The sequence below is a fragment of the Antarcticibacterium sp. 1MA-6-2 genome (assembly GCF_021535135.1).
In the GTDB taxonomy this organism is placed as follows: domain Bacteria; phylum Bacteroidota; class Bacteroidia; order Flavobacteriales; family Flavobacteriaceae; genus Gillisia.
Genome location: NZ_CP091036.1, coordinates 3802724 through 3821549, shown reverse-complemented (window position 1 = coordinate 3821549; position 18826 = coordinate 3802724). Strand labels below are relative to the sequence as shown.

At 37.4% G+C, this 18826-nt stretch carries 16 protein-coding genes and 2 pseudogenes; 12 read left to right on the top strand and 6 right to left on the bottom strand.

Annotated features, from left to right (window positions below):
• Nucleotides 1-5 precede the first annotated feature (5 nt).
• The 10 genes and pseudogenes from LZ575_RS24010 (at nt 6) to LZ575_RS19305 (ending at nt 11964) form a co-directional block, all read left to right on the top strand.
• Nucleotides 6-284: a PAS domain-containing protein gene (locus LZ575_RS24010; RefSeq protein WP_311195866.1), complete on the top strand. Its 279-nt coding sequence runs from the start codon at nt 6-8 to the stop codon at nt 282-284.
• 61 nt (nt 285-345) lie between these two features.
• A complete protein-coding gene (locus tag LZ575_RS19345; protein ID WP_311195865.1) occupies nt 346-1248 on the top strand; it encodes an ATP-binding protein in 903 nt (300 codons plus the stop codon).
• A gap of 48 nt (nt 1249-1296) precedes the next feature.
• Nucleotides 1297-2337, top strand: coding sequence for a response regulator (locus tag LZ575_RS19340; RefSeq protein ID WP_235326636.1), 1041 nt, complete (start codon nt 1297-1299; stop codon nt 2335-2337).
• A 97-nt stretch (nt 2338-2434) separates the two neighbouring features.
• Nucleotides 2435-3247 (top strand): universal stress protein, encoded by an 813-nt coding sequence (locus LZ575_RS19335; RefSeq protein ID WP_235326634.1) that lies wholly within the window; start codon nt 2435-2437, stop codon nt 3245-3247.
• 171 nt (nt 3248-3418) lie between these two features.
• The gene (gene ric, locus LZ575_RS19330; protein ID WP_235326632.1) at nt 3419-4147 is read left to right on the top strand and encodes an iron-sulfur cluster repair di-iron protein; all 729 of its coding nucleotides are present in this window, start codon (nt 3419-3421) and stop codon (nt 4145-4147) included.
• 66 nt (nt 4148-4213) lie between these two features.
• On the top strand, nt 4214-6466 hold the full coding sequence (locus LZ575_RS19325) for a nitric-oxide reductase large subunit (protein WP_235326630.1): 2253 nt from the start codon (nt 4214-4216) through the stop codon (nt 6464-6466).
• A gap of 97 nt (nt 6467-6563) precedes the next feature.
• Nucleotides 6564-7781 carry a hypothetical protein gene (locus LZ575_RS19320; RefSeq protein ID WP_235326628.1) on the top strand — a complete coding sequence of 406 codons (1218 nt, stop codon included), beginning with the start codon at nt 6564-6566 and terminating at the stop codon, nt 7779-7781.
• A gap of 78 nt (nt 7782-7859) precedes the next feature.
• On the top strand, nt 7860-8081 hold the full coding sequence (locus LZ575_RS19315) for a hypothetical protein (RefSeq protein ID WP_235326626.1): 222 nt from the start codon (nt 7860-7862) through the stop codon (nt 8079-8081).
• A gap of 122 nt (nt 8082-8203) precedes the next feature.
• Nucleotides 8204-10577, top strand: a pseudogene (locus LZ575_RS19310) (heavy metal translocating P-type ATPase).
• Nucleotides 10578-10932: 355 nt separating this feature from the next.
• Nucleotides 10933-11964: an AraC family transcriptional regulator gene (locus LZ575_RS19305; protein WP_235326625.1), complete on the top strand. Its 1032-nt coding sequence runs from the start codon at nt 10933-10935 to the stop codon at nt 11962-11964.
• 3 nt (nt 11965-11967) lie between these two features.
• On the opposite strand, the gene LZ575_RS19300 is transcribed toward LZ575_RS19305, so the two are convergent.
• From LZ575_RS19300 to LZ575_RS24425, 6 genes are all read right to left on the bottom strand, one after another.
• A complete protein-coding gene (locus LZ575_RS19300) occupies nt 11968-12498 on the bottom strand; it encodes a cell wall metabolism sensor histidine kinase WalK (protein WP_235326623.1) in 531 nt (176 codons plus the stop codon).
• Between the two features lie 8 nt (nt 12499-12506).
• Complete coding sequence (locus LZ575_RS19295) at nt 12507-13163, bottom strand: GAF domain-containing protein (RefSeq protein WP_235326621.1); 657 nt, start codon at nt 13161-13163, stop codon at nt 12507-12509.
• Between the two features lie 181 nt (nt 13164-13344).
• Nucleotides 13345-13971 (bottom strand): SCO family protein, encoded by a 627-nt coding sequence (locus LZ575_RS19290; protein ID WP_235326619.1) that lies wholly within the window; start codon nt 13969-13971, stop codon nt 13345-13347.
• Nucleotides 13972-13981: 10 nt separating this feature from the next.
• Entirely contained in the window at nt 13982-14761 is a 780-nt protein-coding gene (locus LZ575_RS19285) for a formylglycine-generating enzyme family protein (RefSeq protein ID WP_409187179.1), read from the bottom strand.
• Between the two features lie 23 nt (nt 14762-14784).
• Complete coding sequence (locus LZ575_RS19280) at nt 14785-15777, bottom strand: c-type cytochrome (protein ID WP_409187178.1); 993 nt, start codon at nt 15775-15777, stop codon at nt 14785-14787.
• 25 nt (nt 15778-15802) lie between these two features.
• On the bottom strand, nt 15803-16246 hold the full coding sequence (locus LZ575_RS24425) for a hypothetical protein (RefSeq protein WP_409187177.1): 444 nt from the start codon (nt 16244-16246) through the stop codon (nt 15803-15805).
• 183 nt (nt 16247-16429) lie between these two features.
• Between LZ575_RS24425 and ccoS the strand changes: the two genes are divergently transcribed.
• Both ccoS and ccoN read left to right on the top strand, forming a co-directional pair.
• Nucleotides 16430-16597 carry a cbb3-type cytochrome oxidase assembly protein CcoS gene (ccoS, locus tag LZ575_RS19275; protein WP_235326617.1) on the top strand — a complete coding sequence of 56 codons (168 nt, stop codon included), beginning with the start codon at nt 16430-16432 and terminating at the stop codon, nt 16595-16597.
• A 28-nt stretch (nt 16598-16625) separates the two neighbouring features.
• Nucleotides 16626-18823: pseudogene (gene ccoN, locus LZ575_RS19270) on the top strand (cytochrome-c oxidase, cbb3-type subunit I).
• Nucleotides 18824-18826: the final 3 nt, after the last annotated feature.

The following is an 18826-nucleotide window of genomic DNA, read 5'->3' as shown; positions in this document are numbered from 1 at the left end:
AGTGGATGTTTGAACAGGATGAGAATTTATTTAATGTCCTTTTTGAGGCAGCATCAGAAGGTATTATAGTTGTAAATGAAAGCCAACAAATCGTTGCCAGTAATAATGCCGCCGCCCATATGTTTGGTTATAGTAAAGACGAATTAAGGGATAAACCTTTAAATATTCTTTTACCTCCTCAATACCGCACAGCTCATCCCAAACATTTCAACGGATTCCTGGATAATAGCGAGAAACGTCAAATGGGCCATGGAAGAGACCTTTATGGAATAAAAAAGCAATAGCGAAGAATTTCCCGTGGAGGCAGGTCTTAATCCCTTTGAAATTGATGGAAAAAAATATGTTATGTCTCTCATAATAGATATAACAATTCGAAAGGAAACCCAAAGACAAATTAGGGAGCTTAATAATGAACTGGAAGGAAAAATTAAAGTTCGCACAAAGGAACTCGAAGAAAGTGTTTCAAAACTTCAATCCCTGAATTTGGACCTGGAACAGGAAGTCAAAAAAAGAAAAGAAGCTGAAAACCGCATAAAAATAGCCCTCCAAAAGGAAAAGGAGCTTAATGAACTTAAGACAAAGTTTCTCTCCCTTGTTTCGCACGAATTTAAAACCCCACTCAGCGGGATCCTTACCTCGGTTGTACTTGCAGGAAAATATAAACTGGAAGAACAGCAGGATAAGCGGGAGAAACATTTTAGCACAATAAAAAATAAAGTTCACTACCTGGATAATATCCTTAATGATTTCCTAAGTATTGAGAGGCTGGAGTCAGGGAAAGTAACTTATAAGTTCAGCAATTTTAGTTTGAGCAAGCTGGTGAACGAGGTTGTTTATAATGCCAATGTGACTTTAAAGAGCGGGCAGGAAATAGAATACCCTCAAAACCTGGAAAATATTACCATAACCCAGGATGAAAAAATACTGGAGCTTGTTTTATCAAATCTTTTGGGGAATGCGATAAAATATTCCCCCGAAAATACTTTAATTAAATTTGAAATTAAACTTGAGGAAGATAGGATCATTTTTATTGTTACCGATGAAGGAATGGGCATTCCTGAAAAAGATCAAAAGCATATTTTTGAGAGGTACTTCCGGGCAGAAAATGCCTTACTTAACCAGGGTACAGGAATAGGATTAAACATTGTAAAAGTCCATCTCGAAAATCTAGGTGGCTGCATAAGCTTTACAAGCAGAGAAAGTGTTGGAACCAAATTCCTGGTAGAATTACCTCTTATTAAAGATTAATACCAACTCACATAAGAACGCATAAACTTTTTTTGAATTTAAGATCACATGAAGAAAATCTTATTTATTGAAGACGATACGGTAGTACGAGAAAATACAGCTGAATTATTAGAACTTTCAGAGTACAATGTTATTACTGCCTCAAATGGTAAAATTGGGGTTGATCTCGCGAAAAAAGAATTGCCCGATATTATTTTATGCGATATTATGATGCCCGAAATGGACGGGTATGGTGTTCTTGAAAATCTTTCCAGAGATAAAAATACACAGCACATCCCTTTTATCTTCCTTTCAGCTAAAACAGAACATAAAGATATTAGAAAGGGAATGGACCTGGGAGCAGATGATTACCTCACCAAGCCATTTGAAGAAGAGGAGCTTATAAGTGCTATAGAAAGCAGATTAGCCAAAGTAGCTATTTTGAAAAAACAGCAAACTGCTTCTATACCGGGAGAAAATGGACAAATCCAATCTCTCAATGATCTAAGAGAATACGTAAAACAGTTTGACCAGCAAAATTTTAAGGCAGGAGAATCAATTTTTCAGGAAGGGAAACAGGGTCTACATGTTTATTTCATCGAAAGAGGTGTTGTTAAAAGTCATAAAATGGACCAATATGGTAAGGAGTTAATAACCTCTCTTTACAAAGAAGGTGATTTCTTTGGTAATACCTCCTTTGGCAAATTAGATACTTATAAGGAATATGCTACAGCCATGGAAGACACCACGGTTTATGCAGTTTCAAAGGAAGAACTAAGGGAAATTCTTTCTAAGAACAACAAAGTTGCTTTTGAACTCATAGATGCATTAGGACAAAATTTAACCGGAATTAAGGATCAGTTGCTGGAAATGGCTTATGGATCGGTTAGAAAAAAAACTGCTCGTACTATACTTTTATTCAGCCAAAAAATAAGAAGACATCCCACCTCCAGTATACGAATTTCCCGCAGTGACCTGGCAAGTGTTGCGGGAATGGCTTCAGAAACACTAATTAGAACTCTTTCAGACTTTAAAAAGGAAGGACTGCTGGAAATAGAAGGCCGAAATATTAAATTGCTTGATATCGAAGCTCTTAAAAAAATAAGCTAAAATTAGTACAGGCATTTATTTTTTTCAATAACTGATTTTTATCATTTTTTACCCTATGCTTCCAACATATTTTTGTTGGATAAATGAGAGGAAAAAGATGATGAATATTCTCCTGCCAACAGATTTTTCAGAGAATTCCAAAAATGCAGCAATATATGCCCTGCAATTTTTTAAAGATGTTCCCTGTAATTTTCACTTGCTGCATGTAATGACTGCACCTTCAATGGCTGCAGGAATAAGTAATTCTAATATTCCACAGGATGTTCAGAAGAAATTTGATGAACTGTTGTCCCTATTGCACCAACTAACAAAAAATGCTGAACATACCTTTAATATATCCTTTAAAGTTAATTTTTTAATAGAAGCAGTAAGGCAACAGGTAGATGAAAAGAAAATAGATCTCATTCTAATGGGAACTAAAGGCGCTACCAATAAGAAAGGACCAATAATAGGAAAAAATACTTCAGATGTTATGATGAAGGTAAAATGTCCCGTTATGGCCATTTCAGAAAACGCAATATTTAAAACACACAAAGAAATTCTTTTTCCGACTGATTATAAAATTCACTACAGTGAAAGAATGTTAAACACTTTATTGATTTTGACTAATCTTTCCAAAGCTTCAGTAAAGATCCTTGAGCTATTTAATTCAGAATTAGAACCTTCAGAAGAACAAATCACCAATAAGACTTTTCTTCATAATTCCTTTGTAAGTGACAAACCATTGGTACAAACTTACTATTCAGCCCAAAATACTGATACCAATTTGTTTTTTCAGGCCAATCCTAATGTAGATATGATTGTAATGGCGGCTAAAAACCTCAACCTATGCCAAAAGCTTTTAAAGAATACTTCGCAAAATCAAATACCTTTCATAAATAAGTTGCCGTTGCTGGTTTTACACGGATAATTTCATAAGAATAATTTTGCAACTGCTAAGTAATTAAGCAGTACTCTTTTCTATTCACTTCAACTTTTTTAAAAAATTTCCTTCGCTTTTATTGATATGACCCAACTCATAATTGAAAAGATTGCTTTGGCTGAAATTTGTTCGCAGAAATAATTATTAAAAAGTAATATTATGAATAATCTGCAAATAAAAACAGTAGCTGACCTGGTAACAGAAAACATTAAGGCGGCTCATGTATTTAAAAAATATGGAATTGACTTTTGCTGTGGCGGAGGGATTACTATTGAAAAAGCCTGTTTAAAAGCCAACGTAAGTTTTCCCGACCTTGAAAAAGATCTTCTAAACCTGGCTAAAAACGGTGAGCGTAGCACAAATTACAATAGCTGGAAGCTGGATTTTCTTACAGATCATATTATTAATGTACATCATACTTATGTAGCTGAAAATATACCGCTGCTCCTTCAATATGCCGATAGAGTTGTGAAGGTTCACGGGCATCACTATACTGAACTGCAGGAAATACAGGATCTTCTTATTACTGTAGCAGGAGAGTTAAGTGCCCATATGAAGAAGGAAGAGTTGATCCTATTTCCCTTCATAAAAAAGCTTGTAAAAGCTGAAGCCGAAGGTACAGAGGTTCCTGAAACTCATTTTGGTCCCGTAGACAATCCTATAAGAATGATGGAAGCAGAACATGAAGAGGCAGGAGATATCTTACGCACAATTGCCACCCTTAGCAATAATTACACTCCACCACAGGGAGCATGTAATACCTATCGTGCTTTTTATGCCAAACTCGATGAATTTGAGCAGGACCTCCATCAACACGTTCACCTGGAAAACAATATACTTTTTCCTAAAACATTAAAAATGGAAAAAGAATTAAGGGCCAAATTCTAATTAAAATTAATTTAAATAACAAGCCGGGAGGCACAGAAATTTGCCTCCATTTAAATGCTTTAAAATATGAGTAAAGAAAGAAAACTCTGGTTAGCTTTTATTCTTGTCACCTCAATATCCTTTGCAGTACTTGGATATTACGGATTTGAAATTTACCAGAAAGCCCCACCTCTACCCGAACGAGTTATTACTACACAAGGCACTGTTGTATTTGAAGGCCAGGATATTAAAGATGGTCAAAATGTATGGCAAAGTATGGGAGGCCAGGAAGTAGGTTCTATATGGGGCCATGGTGCATATGTAGCGCCAGACTGGACTGCCGACTGGCTTCACAGAGAATCCCTGTTTATTTTAAATGAATGGTCACAAAATGAACATGGCACCTCCTATGAATCTTTGAGTGGTGAAAACCAGGCCGCTTTGGAAAGAAGATTGCAGGAAGAGCTTCGTGAAAATACTTATGATGAAGAAACCGGAATAATAACAATTTCTCCAATAAGGGAACGCGCTGTCAATTACCTCATAGATTACTATGAAGGCCTGTTTATGGACAACCCCGAACTTGCCGAATTACGTGCAGCTTATGCCATTCCTCCTAATTCCATAAAGGATGAAGTGAGGATGAGACAAATGAGTGGCTTCTTCTTTTGGGCTACCTGGGCTTGTGTAACAGAACGGCCGGGAAGTGATGTTTCTTACACTCATAACTGGCCTCCGGAAGAACTTGTTGCGAATAAGGCAACAGGCGATCTGCTCATTTGGACAGGTTTTAGTATCATCCTTTTACTCCTGGGAGTGGGAATTATGATATTCTACCACGCCAGAATGAAAGAGGAGGAACACCTTGAAATGCCTGTTGAAGATCCTTTGATGAGACAAACCATCACCCCTTCTATGGTTGCCGTAAAGAAATACCTTTGGGTTGTAAGTTTGTTGATCCTCATCCAGGTGACTTTTGGAGTAATTACAGCTCATTATGGGGTTGAAGGAGATGCTTTCTACGGTTTTGATTTAGCCGAAATACTTCCTTATTCAATTTCAAGGACCTGGCACGTTCAACTGGGAATATTATGGATCGCTACAGCCTGGCTGGCTACAGGTTTATACATTGCTCCTGCAGTTTCAGGAAAAGATCCCAAGTTTCAAAAAACTGGAGTGAATTTCCTTTTCATATGTATTCTAATAATTGTTCTTGGTTCTATGGCAGGACAATGGATGGGTGTAATGCAAAAACTTGGACTGGCAGAGAACTTCTGGTTTGGACACCAGGGATACGAATATGTAGATTTGGGTCGCTTCTGGCAAATTTTCCTGCTGGTAGGATTATTCCTTTGGCTGGCTCTTATGGTAAGGCCGCTCCTTCCTGTAATACGCAGTAAAACTTCAGAAAAGAACCTCTTGATAATGTTCCTTATCTCTTCGGCAGCAATTGCTCTTTTCTATGCAGCCGGATTGATGTGGGGTAGGCAAACCAATCTCGCAATTGCCGAATACTGGAGATGGTGGGTGGTACATCTTTGGGTCGAAGGATTTTTTGAGGTTTTTGCTACAGTTGTTTCTGCTTTTCTCTTTGTAAGACTTGGCCTATTGCGAACAAAAACGGCAACCCTTGGAGTACTTCTGGCTACTGTAATTTTCTTATCGGGTGGAATTTTAGGAACTTTTCACCACCTCTATTTTAGTGGAACACCAACTGCAATTATGGCCATAGGTGCAACCTTTAGTGCCCTGGAAGTAGTACCACTGGTACTCATAGGGTTTGAAGCTTATCACAACTATAAGTTGAGCAAAGCTGCCCAATGGCTCAAAGACTACAAGTGGCCAATTTATTGCCTGGTGGCAGTAGCTTTCTGGAACTTCCTTGGAGCAGGTATTTTTGGATTTATTATAAATCCTCCAATAGCTCTTTACTTTATGCAGGGACTTAACACAACTGCTGTTCACGCCCACACTGCTCTTTTTGGGGTATATGGAATGTTGGGAATTGGGTTGATGCTATTTGTCCTTAGGAGCCTCTACCGTATTAACGTATGGAATGATAAACTTCTTGGTTTTTCCTTTTGGTCTATAAATATTGGATTGGTGCTTATGGTCCTTATAAGTGTACTTCCTATTGGACTGCTTCAAACAGTTGCCAGTGTAAATGAAGGCATGTGGTATGCACGTAGTGCTGAATTTATGCAACAACCTCTAATGAATACCTTGAGATGGTTACGTGTTGTTGGAGATACCATTTTTGCTGTTGGATTATTCGCTTTCGTATGGTTTGTCTTCTCTTTAAAGCAGAAGAAAGAACTACCTGAAGATAAGAAGCTTTAGAATATACTTATGCAGTTAAAGGTTGTAAGACTGGTAATCCCTGATGATTTGTCTGGAATTGCTTAGGTCTTACAACCTCTTTTACTATTTTTATGGAATGATTAATTTAAAAAAGCATACAAATATTGCCCTCGGGTATTTTCTCCTGGTAGGAATTTTAGGTATTTTTCTCAGGCTTTTTTTTGTCACTCCTATTCCTGCCAATTTCAGGTATATAGTTCATACACATTCTCATATAGCACTGCTGGGCTGGGTTTATATAGGTTTGATAAGCCTAATCTACAAAATGTATCTTACAGAGACTGAAAATACCAAAACGTATCGCAAACTGTTTTGGTTTACAAACATTACTTTACTCGGGATGCTATTTTCCTTTCCTTTCCAGGGTTACGCTTTGTTTTCTATTACATTTTCCACCTTATTTTTAATTGCTTCCTACTGGCTAGCCTGGTTTTTCTTTAAAAAAGTTCCCCTTCACCACAAAAGAACCTACTCCTGGAAATGCATTAAGGCATCTCTTATTTACCTAATAATTTCCAGTATTGGTCCCTGGGCGATTGGAGGAGTAATGGCAACCCTCGGTAATACCTCTATTTGGTATAAGTTATCAATTTATTTTTATTTGCACTTTCAATATAATGGCTGGTTTATTCTCGCACTCTGCGGTATATTATTTTTTCTAATGGAAAGAAGCGGGATTGCCATTAAAAGGGAAAGCTTCCAAAAATTTTTTCTTCTCTTAAATACGGGTATTGTACTTAGCTTTTTTCTTTCGGTTCTTTGGGTGGATCCGCCAGTGGTTTTTTACCTTTTGGCAGCGGCAGGAGCTATATTTCAGGCGTGGGCGTTCTGGAAATTTTTCAATATTTTAAAAATTCACAGGCTTGCATTAAGGTCACTTTTTTCACCCTTTGCTCTGCACTTGTTGCACATAGCAGGAATAATACTCATCTTTAAAATAGTTTTACAGCTCATCTCAGCCATTCCTTATTTTGCACAGCTTTCTTTTCTTTTTACCGATTTTGTTATAGGTTACCTGCACCTTGTTTTTCTTGGTTTAATTAGTATAACACTTTTTGCTTTCCTTATTTCCCTCCGGCTATTGAGAATGACAAGAAGTACTTTTACCATATATATTATAGGGTTTATACTTTCTGAAGTATTAATTTTTTATAAAGGAACCGCTCTCTGGCTATCTCTCCCGTTTTTTACTGAATACTTCCTGATTTTGGCACTGGTGAGTTCTCTTATTCCGGTTTCAGTTGGTATATTACTTTTCAGAAATTTAAAAATTGGTGGTAAAAAGTATTCCTGAAGTTAAATTTTTCTGAAGGTAATAAGGTTTTATGCTACCTTAACTCCTAATGCCCAAAGGAGTTGATATATTAATGGTATGAAATTAAATGCTGTTTTTTATGTAATCCTAACGACCATAGTTCTTGTTACTCTGGCGGTAATGGTGCATTATAATTTGCCTTTTGACCTGGTCTTTTATACAGCTGTAGGAGGCCAAATTCTTCTTATTTTTACCGTCTATAAAGTATTGACAGATAATTATAAGACAGATAAAACATTCGACGATTGGTACGAAGACTTTCCTGTTGAAAAAGAATAAGATCTTTTTTCACAATAGATCTTTTTAAAATTTTTTGCCTCAAACATTTTTTCATTCCTGATCAATATCATTTTTTACCTATTCTTCAATAACAATCTTTGCCTGTAGTAAAGTGCTAATTTATGAATGGGAAAAATTGTTTTCACTGTGGAGATCCAATCGAGGAAGAAATTTCATTTGACGATAAATCTTTCTGCTGCTCAGGATGCAAGACCGTTTATGAAATTTTTTCTACACACGATCTCTCTTCCTACTATGAAATGCAGGCTTCCCCTGGTGCTGCTCCCAAACTGAGTGAAGGCAAATATGATTATTTGTCTAATGACACCATTGTTGAAAGGCTCCTGGAATTCAGAGATGGAAAAACTGAAATAATAAGTTTATATATTCCCCACATTCACTGCAGCTCCTGCATTTGGGTACTGGAAAATCTTAATAAATTAAAACCTGCAGTTAATACCTCCCAGGTAGATTTTCCAAAGAAGACAGTACGCATTACTTATAATTCAGAAAAAATAAATCTACAGGAGCTTGTAAAATTCCTGGGAGCAATAGGTTATGAGCCCTATATAAGTCTTGATGATACCGAAGGCGGGAAAAAGCACATCAACAGAAGTCTTATTTATAAATTAGGCGTTGCTGGATTTGCTTTTGGAAATGTAATGTTCCTGTCATTCCCTGAGTATTTTGAAGTATCAGAATTCTGGCTGGACAAATACAAGAACCTCTTTCGCTGGCTAATGTTTACCTTTTCGCTGCCCGTGGTGTTCTATGTTTCTCAGGACTATTTTGTCTCAGCTTATAAGGGACTGAGGGCAAAAATGCTGAATATTGATGTACCCCTGGCTCTGGGAATAATTGTGCTTTTCGTGCGAAGTACGCTGGAAATAATATTTGACTGGGGCACAGGTTTTTTCGATAGCCTTCTAGGTTTGGTCTTCTTCCTTACCCTGGGCAAACTTTTTCAGCAAAAGACTTACAATTTCTTATCATTTGAAAGAGATTACAAATCTTACTTTCCAATTGGAATTACCAGGATTTCTTCTGAAGGGAAAGAAGAAAGTGTTCATGTAAACGAACTAAAAAAAGGAGACAGGCTGGTAATTCGCAATGAAGAACTCATTCCTGTAGACGGTCTCCTTCTTACCGGAAATGGAAGAATAGATTACAGCTTTGTCACTAAGTGAGGCTGAAGCTGTTCCTAAAAATCCCGGAGAGAAGATTTTTGCGGGAGGAAAACAAATGGACGGAGTTATTGAAATGGAGGTTTTAAAAAGTGTATCTCAAAGCTATCTCACCAAACTGTGGAGCAATGATGTCTTCTACACAAATAAAGAATTAAAAGTCACCAGGCTTATTGATCAAATTAGCCAGTACTTCACCGTAATTTTATTGTTGATAGCTTTTACAGCGGGCGGTTTTTGGATGTTTATTAACGTGGCAGTAGCAATTAATGTTTTTACTGCTGTTCTAATAATCGCCTGCCCCTGTGCACTTGCAATGTCTACTCCTTTTACCCTTGGAAATATCCTGCGCATCTTTGGGAACAAAAAATTCTATTTAAAAAATGCAGGAGTTGTAGAGCAACTTGCAAAGGCAAATGCAGTTGTTTTTGACAAAATCAGCACTATAACATCTAACAGGAAAAGTAAAATCTATTATGAAGGAATAGAATTAACAGTAGAAGAAGAAGCTTTGCTGAAGAATACTTTGCGGGGGTCAAACCACCCCTTAAGCCGTACCTTATATTCTATGCTTGCAGAATATGATATTGTACCTCTAAATGGTTATACTGAAACTATAGGAAAGGGAATGGAAGCTTCCCACAATCAAAATGTACTTAAAGTAGGTTCGGCTGAATTTGTTGGTAATATTTTGGCTCCTGCCCGGGGAACTTCTGTTCATATTAGCTCCAATAACGAATATAAGGGAAGGTATATTTTTAATACAGAATACAGGGAAGGGCTGGCTAATCTATTCAAAGATTTTGAGGATAACTATCACCTTAGCATTCTCTCGGGAGATAATGAGGGTGAAAAAGCAAAATTGAGCAGTCTGTTGCCAGATAGAACTGAATTCCATTTTAATCAAAAGCCAGAAGATAAGCTTGATTATATAAAATCTTTGCAGGAAAAAGGCTTTACTACAATTATGGTAGGAGATGGTTTAAATGATGCGGGTGCTCTGGCACAAAGTAATGTAGGTATTGCAGTTTCTGAAAATGTGAACGTTTTTTCCCCTGCCTGTGATGCAATCCTGGATGCTTCACAATTTAAAAATTTACATCACTTCATTACGGCATCAAAGGCTTCAATCAAGGTTATAAAAATAAGCATAGTCTTATCATTTTTATACAATTTTATTGGTCTATACTTTGCAGTTACAGGCCAGTTATCTCCTATAATAGCTGCTATTTTAATGCCTCTTAGTTCAATAAGTATTATTGTATTTGCAACGCTTTGCACTAATTTTATTGGAAGAAAAATAAGAAGCTGAAACGGAAAAATTTAATTTTGGAACGAATTCCAGTTCATCTTTTTCTTAAGGGAGCTCCTAATCTTTTGGGGGACTGAAAATTCCCGGCCTAAACTCGAAACTCAAATTGCCGTAATACCCAGAAGTCACAGAATTACCAATTTATTTCCCCTTAATAATTCCCCTTAAGTTTATGAGCAGGTACTACAATTAGCATCTAAATAAATAACAGAATTTTAGTAAGAAGCTAAAATAAATAACTACATTATCTTCAAATTTTTAAGAGGTAGAATCTATTTTGTTTAACTTGAAAAATTGAACAGGAACAAAGTTTGCAAAGTATGAAAACCTATAGATCTAAAATAGCGAATTATTCATGAGAGTTTCAGTAAAGGCATTACCCGTTCACGATATCATAAAAGACCTTGCAAAGCAATGGCAGGTTGAAATACACGAGGACAGTGGAGAATTAACCATTGAAATACCTGAATTCCTGGGAACAGGTTTTGTAAGAGGAACCAGCTTCGTTTCGGGAATGGGAATTATTGAATACAAAGGTACCTTCTTAAAAAATACCGAAATAATTTTTACTATAAATGACACTCATCCTCTCAAGTTTATTTTTTGTTCAGAAGGAAAAGTGGAGCAGTCTTTTGAAGAGGATCCCGAAGTTAATACGATTAACACCTTTCAAAATGTAATAATTTCAAGTAGTGGAAATAATGGACATATCCTGAAATTTAAAGCGGGGGAAACAGTTCACGTTACAAGCATTGAGATCATTCGTGCAATCTTTAGTCATCGAAACAACCACCACTTTCATGGTTTACGTCCCGAAATGAAACAGCTTTTTGAAGACTCTGTTGCCGAAAAGAAATTTTTTTATCAGGGGAATTACAGTATAAAAGCGGCCGATATTGTTGATCAAATAAACGATAAAGAATTTACAGGATTTCTAAGGTCACTTTTTCTGGAGGGTAAGTTAATGGAAATGTTAGTGCTTCAAATATTTCAGTATGAGGATGATATGAGAGATGATAAGTTACCTCAAATCATAAGACGGTCTGATGTTGAAAAGGTCAATAAGGCAAAGGAACTTATCACTAATAATCTTGATAAAAATTATTCAGTAGAGTTTCTTGCCAAAGAAGTGGGAACAAACATTAATAAACTTCAGGAAGGTTTTAAATATATGTTTGACCTAACAGTAAACAAATATATGCAACAGGTAAAACTTGATGCAGCTAAAGATCTCCTCAGCAATTCTGAGCACAATATTTCAGAAATAGTGAACTTAATAGGTTTGAACAACAGGAGCTACTTTTCCAAAGTCTTTAAAGAGAAATATGGTGTTAGCCCGAATTATTTCCTACAAAGCAGGAAGGAAAAAGCTGAAAATGACCAGTAGTTTTTAAGATTCTGATTTAGGAATTTCTACAATAAAAGAAGTTCCTTTTCCCGGACCTTTACTGGTAACCTCAATTTTCCCTCTATGGGCGTCTACAAGATGTTTTACTATAGAAAGTCCCAAACCGCTTGAAGTTTCGCCTCCTGTGGGTTGCGCACTTAATGAGGTGAATTTTCGGAAAAGATTTTTAAGGTCATCCTTTGTTAAACCGGGACCAAAATCCAGAACTTCAACAACAGCAGCTGTTTTTGTCTCTTTCAAATGCACGTGGATTTCTTTCCCAGGTGGGGAATATTTTATGGCATTATTAATCAGATTATCAACAACTTCTGATAATCTTTGTTGATCTCCAAAGACGAGAGATTTCTTAACCGATTCTAACTTTATAACCTGATCTTTATTATGTGCAAGAGCCTGATTTGCGGTAACCACCCCTTTTACTAAAATAGCCATGTCTACAGCTTTTAGTCGCAATTGAACCCGGCCTGTATCCTGTCGTGCGGCTTCCAGAACATCATTTATAGTTTTAGCCATTCGTTTACCTAAGCATTCTTAATTTGTTGAGCTATATCATCAATAGCGGCTGGATTTTCCTTATTATGAATAATTAAATCTGCCAGTAAAGGCATAATGGACAAAGGATTTTTAAGGTCGTGTGCAGTAATGTTTAAAATCTGGTGTTGATGTTTAACAGCGATCCTGGCTTCCAGTCTTAATTCCATTTGCTGTATCACCAGCTCGGCAAGATCTGTAAGTGTTTTTTGATCTTGAAATGAAAGCTTTCGGGGTTTCTTATCTATTATACATAAGGTTCCAAGATTAAACCCATCCCTGGTTTTAAGAGGAGCGGCGGCGTAAAATTGAAGTCCAAATTCACTGGCTACCAAAGGATTTGCCAGGGTGCGCACATCTTTCTTTGCATCTTCTACAAGATAGAAATCATCTGTCAATATTGCCGAGGCACATAAACCAGGTTCTCTCCCTATCTCCTGGACTTCCACTCCATACCTGCTTTTAAACCAGATCCTGTCAGTGTCCACAAGAGAAACAATTGCAATAGGAACGTTTAAGAGGCGGGCAGCTAACCGGGTAATATGATCAAAAGAGCCATCGGGTGGAGTATCCAGGATTTCATACTTACGAAGTGCTTCAATTCTGGCTTCTTCTAAACTGTTATCTGTTTCCCGGGTTGGCTGCATCCTGTTTTTGCTTCAGTTAAATATAGTCAAAATTCTTAAAATTATGCAAAAACGAGACCAACCCACAAAATTCAAATAATTTAACCCATTACTTAATAAATGTAAAAAACCGACAAAGGCCGGGCTCTTCCGCTAGAAGAAGTTTCGACCTTTGTCGGATATCAAAATCAAGACTAATTTTTTACTTTATGATTTCCTTATGAATTGCCTCAATAGTTTCTTTATTATCTACTCCCAGTCCTTCCTGTTGATGAACCAGAACTCCTTCAGTATCAAAAACGCTTATTATATTTGAATGTGTAAAATCAATTGGAGAAATTCTCTTATAACTCACGGCCAGAACTGCCGCAAATTCTCTTGTTGCTTCCGGAGTACTTCTAAGGAACATCCAATGCTTTTCTTCCATTAAATTTTCTTTTGAAAACTCTTTTAGATGTTCGGGGGTATCTGTTTCGGGGTCTATACTTACCATTATAAATCTCACCTTGTCCAAATCTTCTTTAGGAATTTTATTTTCGATATTTCTCATATCGGCGACAAGCCGGGGACAGGCAGCCTTGCATTCAGTGTAGATCATGACCATTACCAGCACTTTTCCCCGAAGGTCCTCAAGTTCAATATCCTTACTATCCTGTGTTGTCCATGTAGAGGGTAAATTGTAAATTGATAACTCCGGCACTTCTGCCGTTAAAACTTCAGTTTTATTTTCGACTTTCTCAGCCGCGATCTTTTCTACCAGGCCATCATCTGTTTTATTGCAACTGCTAAAAAAAATTCCTAATACGAGTACTGTAATGAGTTTTTTCATGATAATGTTTTTATAAAGCCTCAGTGGAGATATCTTTTACACACCTAAAGCCTAAGTTTTTAATTGAATAATTTGCTTTAACACTACCTCTAAACGCATATCTCATAAAGGCGGCATAATTCATCAAATCTGTCGCTCCCACAGCAGCGGCCCCGCAAAATAAATTGTTGTCTCCTGTAGAATCCTTACGGCTTTCGCCGGAAACCATTACAGAATTAAAATCAATGGTCCATTCCCAAACCAGGCCGTGGAGATCGTAAACTCCCCAATAGTTTTTAAAGGTGGAACCAATCTCCTTATTAAAGGTGTTAGGTGTTTCATACCAGCCCAGGATATACTGGTTATAACTGGCTTCTTTCCGGGCATCAGGCTTTGTTTTATTAGCCATGGCTGCATATTCCCATTCATCTACGGTTGGTAACCTTTTCCCCTGGCATTCACAGTAATTCTTGGCTGCGTACCAGGAAACATTGGTTACCGGAGAATTAGGTTTTAGATTAGAAGAAAGAGTTTCATCATCTATCCATTCTCTAAGGTAATTTTCATCTGCAAAAAGTCGTTTTACCTCAGATTTTTTCCAGCGAGTGTTGGTCTTAACAAACGCAAGGAAGCTGGCATTTGTTACGGGATACACGTCCATAAGAAAATCGTTTATTTTTTCTGTTGATTGAGTTCCGTAAAGAGGTACAAACTCCCCTCCTTTAATTTTCACCATTGATCCAGATTGGCAATACGCGGTGCCCTGGATAGCTAGTGCTATGGCAATTACCAATCTGGATATAGTTTTCATTTTAATTTAATTTAAGGTTTAATTTATTTTACCTGTTTAACCATTTGTGATGTAACATCAGTCTTGTTGTTGCCCCAGTTACTATAGATATATGTTAAGACGTTGGCTACATCTTCATCACTTAAATTTTGAGGAGGCATAACGCTATTATATTTTGCACCATTTACAGTTATTTCTCCCGAAAGCCCAAATTTCACAGCACCTATAGCTTTATGAACATCTTTATTGAGATAGTCTGAATTTGCAAGCGGAGGAAATACTGAAGGAATACCTGTACCTGTAGCCTGGTGACAGGCAAGACAGCTGGAGGCATAGATTGCTTTACCTTTTTCTATTTTTTCTCCTCCCGAAGCTGAAGTCAAATCAATCTCTAAAGATTTATCTGCGCTCTCCCCATCAATTGGTAATTTCTTACCGGGCTGATAAACTTTTTCTTCTATTTTACCACCAAAGATCTTCTTGTTCTCTTTTCCTTCTATCTTAAGAATACCAAGAGCTCCCTTATTAAAGGCTCTAAAGATGGAATGGTCAACGAGAACCAGATTCCCTGGTACATCTACTTTAAACTCTACAATAGCTGCACCATAAGCAGGTACAAGGGTGGTTTGTACATTTTCATTTACCATACTACCACCTTCAACACGTACTTTGTCAAATATTTCCCCTATTACGTGGAAAGATGATACCAGGTTAGGTCCCCCATTTCCAACAAACAGTCTCACAGTTTCTCCTACCTCGGCGGTAATTGCATTTTCTCCTGTAAGAGAATTTGTACTACCATTAAATACCACATAATCGGCATCTTCGTCTATAGCCTTTTGCATATCAAAAGCCTGTAAACCTCTTTCGCCATTTTCACCTTCAGTATAAAAGTCTCCCTGCATGATATAATATTCTTTATCTACTGGTGGCAAACCTCCTTCTGGCTCTACAAGGATAAGACCGTACATCCCGTTTGCTATGTGCATCCCTACAGGTGCAGTAGCGCAGTGGTAAACATATAGCCCGGGATTCATTGTTTTAAAAGTAAATACTGCCTCTCTACCCGGAGCTACAAAAGATGATTCTGCACCTCCACCGGGACTGAGTTACCGCGTGTAAGTCTATATTATGAGGTAATTTACTGTCCGGGTGATTTTTAAGGTGAAACTCAATTTCATCTCCCACGCGGGTTCTAATAAAACTACCCGGAACAGTCCCGTCAAAAGTCCAGTATACGTAGCTAACCCCGTTTGCCATTTCCATCTCTTTTTCTACAACCTCCATATTTACTATTTGCCTGGTTGCAGGCCTATTTCCTACGGCTCGCGGTACAAATGGAGGGGCAGTTAATTCAGCTTCCACCTCGCCGTATACTTTCATTTGCTCCGGATTTTCTTTTGCTGCAACTGCCTTTTCACAGGAAGTAAATAGTCCAAATATTAGCGCTGCAGTAACGAAAAGGAACACATAGGATCTTTTAAAATTGGTATTACAAGTTTTCATAACCAGTTTATTAAAGGTGATTTATTATTTCTCCAACAAATCTCCAGATTAAGAGGGAATTAAAACATGACCCTGATCATAAACAACCCATTTTTTTAATAAAGACTAAATTCTAAAAACCTGATTAAAATCATATTTCCCCTGAAGCCAAGCCTCTAGTTTTGTCCGGGTAAAAATTAAATTATGAGTGTAATATATGTATTGCTGACTATAAGTATAATTGTGGCGCTGGTATTTTTTGTCGCCTTCATTTATGCTGTCAAAAGAGGACAGTTTGATGATGATTATACACCTTCTGTACGAATACTATTTGATGACGAACTAGTCAAAAAAAGAAAACCAAATCTGTAAACAATTAATAACAACTAATTAAAAAAGTATGGAATTGCAGCAGTTCTACTACGATAATAAGATCGTAAAAAACTTCATCTACGCTACCTTATTCTGGGGGATAGTCGGGATGTCGGTTGGGCTATTATTAGCATTTTTATTTTTATTTCCCAATCTTACCGATGGGATCTCCTGGTTAAGCTTTGGCCGTTTACGTCCACTGCATACCAATGCGGTCATCTTTGCTTTTGTTGGAAATGCCATTTTTGCGGGAGTTTATTATTCTACCCAGCGTCTTCTTAAAGCGCGGATGTATAGTGACGTTTTAAGCAAAATAAATTTTTGGGGCTGGCAATTTATTATTGTTGCTGCAGCTATTACACTTCCATTAGGACTTACAAGTTCAAAAGAATATGCAGAGCTGGAGTGGCCCCTGGATATTGCCATAGCAGTAGTATGGGTGGTGTTCGGCTGGAACTTAATTGCAACGATCCTAAAAAGGAGACAGCGGCATTTATATGTAGCAATCTGGTTTTACCTCGCCACGTTTGTAACGGTTGCAGTATTACACATTTTCAATAGCCTTGCACTACCTGTAGGATTATTTAAAAGTTATTCAGCTTATGCAGGGGTGCAGGATGCGTTAGTACAATGGTGGTATGGACATAATGCAGTTGCGTTCTTTCTAACTACTCCGTTTTTGGGTCTTATGTACTATTTTATTCCTAAAGCTGCAAACAGGCCTGTTTATTCCTATAAGCTTTCAATTATCCACTTCTGGTCATTAATATTTATCTACATCTGGGCTGGTCCTCACCATTTATTGTATTCAGCTTTACCAGATTGGGCTCAAAACCTGGGAGTAGCATTCTCGGTTATGTTGCTTATGCCTTCCTGGGGAGGAATGATCAATGGATTATTAACTCTACGTGGAGCCTGGGATAAAGTAAAAACAGATCCCGTATTAAAATTTATGGTTGTTGCCCTTACTTAGTTATGGGATGGCCACTTTTGAAGGACCCATGCTATCTCTAAAAAATGTAAATGCAATTGCCCACTTTAGTGACTGGATCATTGCTCACGTACACGTAGGAGCTCTGGCCTGGAATGGTTTCTTAACATTTGGGATGGTCTACTGGTTAATCCCCCGAATGTTTAAAACAAAATTGTATTCAACCAAACTAGCCAATCTCCACTTCTGGTCTGGAACACTGGGCATAATAATCTATACAATGCCACTTTATGTAGCGGGATTTGTGCAGGCTTCCATGTGGAAACAGTTTAATCCTGATGGAACATTAACGTATGGTAATTTTCTAGAAACAGTAACAGAGATCATTCCTATGTACTGGATGCGTGCAATTGGTGGTAGTTTGTATATAGTAGGGATGTTCATATTAGTGTACAATGTTTACAAAACTATTAGGGCAGGTTCTGAAGTTACAGATGAACTGGCGGAAGCAGCTCCGTTACAAAAAATAAGTGGTAAGCGATTAGTAGGTGAAGGTTTTCATACCTGGCTGGAACGTAAACCTGTGCAGCTTACTATACTTGCAACTATAGCTATATTAATAGGAGGAGTTATTCAAATTGTTCCAACTATCCTGGTGAAATCGAACATTCCAACAATCAGCAGTGTAAAACCCTATACTCCACTGGAACTTGAGGGACGAGATATTTACATTAGAGAAAGTTGTGTTTCCTGTCACTCTCAAATGGTAAGACCTTTCCGTAGTGAAGTGGAGCGTTACGGTGAATATTCTAAAGCGGGGGAATACGTATATGATCACCCATTCCTTTGGGGTAGCAAACGTACTTAGTCCCGATCTCATGAGGGTAGGTGGAAAATATTCCGATAACTGGCACTTTAACCATATGTATGATCCCCAAAGCACCTCTTCAGGTTCTATTATGCCCGGATATAAGTGGTTAATTACTGATGAACACGACTAGTCAAAAACTCAGGAAAAGATGGAAGTGATGGTAAAACTAGGCGTGCCGTACACTCCTGAAGAAATAGCAAATGCTTATGCCCATATGGACGCACAGGCTACTCAAATTGAAAAGAACCTTTACAGTGATCCGGATTTTGTCAAAACTTATGAAGCAGATAAAAATTATGCTGAAGAAAACGGATTGGAATTCGTAGAAATGCGAAACCGGGAAATCATCGCTCTAATTGCTTATATGCAACGCCTGGGAACAGATATTAAAGTTAAAGATCCTAAAGTAACATCTATAAAATAACCA

Excerpts from the sequence above, each read along its gene's own strand:
- LZ575_RS19335 (WP_235326634.1), top strand. The coding sequence starts at position 2,435 with ATGATGAATATTCTCCTGCCAACAGATTTTTCAGAGAATTCCAAAAAT.
- LZ575_RS19305 (WP_235326625.1), top strand. The coding sequence starts at position 10,933 with ATGAGAGTTTCAGTAAAGGCATTACCCGTTCACGATATCATAAAAGAC.
- LZ575_RS24425 (WP_409187177.1), bottom strand. The coding sequence starts at position 16,246 with ATGAAAACTTGTAATACCAATTTTAAAAGATCCTATGTGTTCCTTTTC.
- LZ575_RS19285 (WP_409187179.1), bottom strand. The coding sequence starts at position 14,761 with ATGAAAACTATATCCAGATTGGTAATTGCCATAGCACTAGCTATCCAG.
- LZ575_RS19300 (WP_235326623.1), bottom strand. The coding sequence starts at position 12,498 with ATGGCTAAAACTATAAATGATGTTCTGGAAGCCGCACGACAGGATACA.
- LZ575_RS19340 (WP_235326636.1), top strand. The coding sequence starts at position 1,297 with ATGAAGAAAATCTTATTTATTGAAGACGATACGGTAGTACGAGAAAAT.
- LZ575_RS19325 (WP_235326630.1), top strand. The coding sequence starts at position 4,214 with ATGAGTAAAGAAAGAAAACTCTGGTTAGCTTTTATTCTTGTCACCTCA.
- ccoS (WP_235326617.1), top strand. The coding sequence starts at position 16,430 with ATGAGTGTAATATATGTATTGCTGACTATAAGTATAATTGTGGCGCTG.
- ric (WP_235326632.1), top strand. The coding sequence starts at position 3,419 with ATGAATAATCTGCAAATAAAAACAGTAGCTGACCTGGTAACAGAAAAC.
- LZ575_RS19295 (WP_235326621.1), bottom strand. The coding sequence starts at position 13,163 with ATGCAGCCAACCCGGGAAACAGATAACAGTTTAGAAGAAGCCAGAATT.
- LZ575_RS19290 (WP_235326619.1), bottom strand. The coding sequence starts at position 13,971 with ATGAAAAAACTCATTACAGTACTCGTATTAGGAATTTTTTTTAGCAGT.
- LZ575_RS19345 (WP_311195865.1), top strand. The coding sequence starts at position 346 with ATGTCTCTCATAATAGATATAACAATTCGAAAGGAAACCCAAAGACAA.
- LZ575_RS19320 (WP_235326628.1), top strand. The coding sequence starts at position 6,564 with ATGATTAATTTAAAAAAGCATACAAATATTGCCCTCGGGTATTTTCTC.
- LZ575_RS19315 (WP_235326626.1), top strand. The coding sequence starts at position 7,860 with ATGAAATTAAATGCTGTTTTTTATGTAATCCTAACGACCATAGTTCTT.
- LZ575_RS24010 (WP_311195866.1), top strand. The coding sequence starts at position 6 with ATGTTTGAACAGGATGAGAATTTATTTAATGTCCTTTTTGAGGCAGCA.
- LZ575_RS19280 (WP_409187178.1), bottom strand. The coding sequence starts at position 15,777 with ATGAATCCCGGGCTATATGTTTACCACTGCGCTACTGCACCTGTAGGG.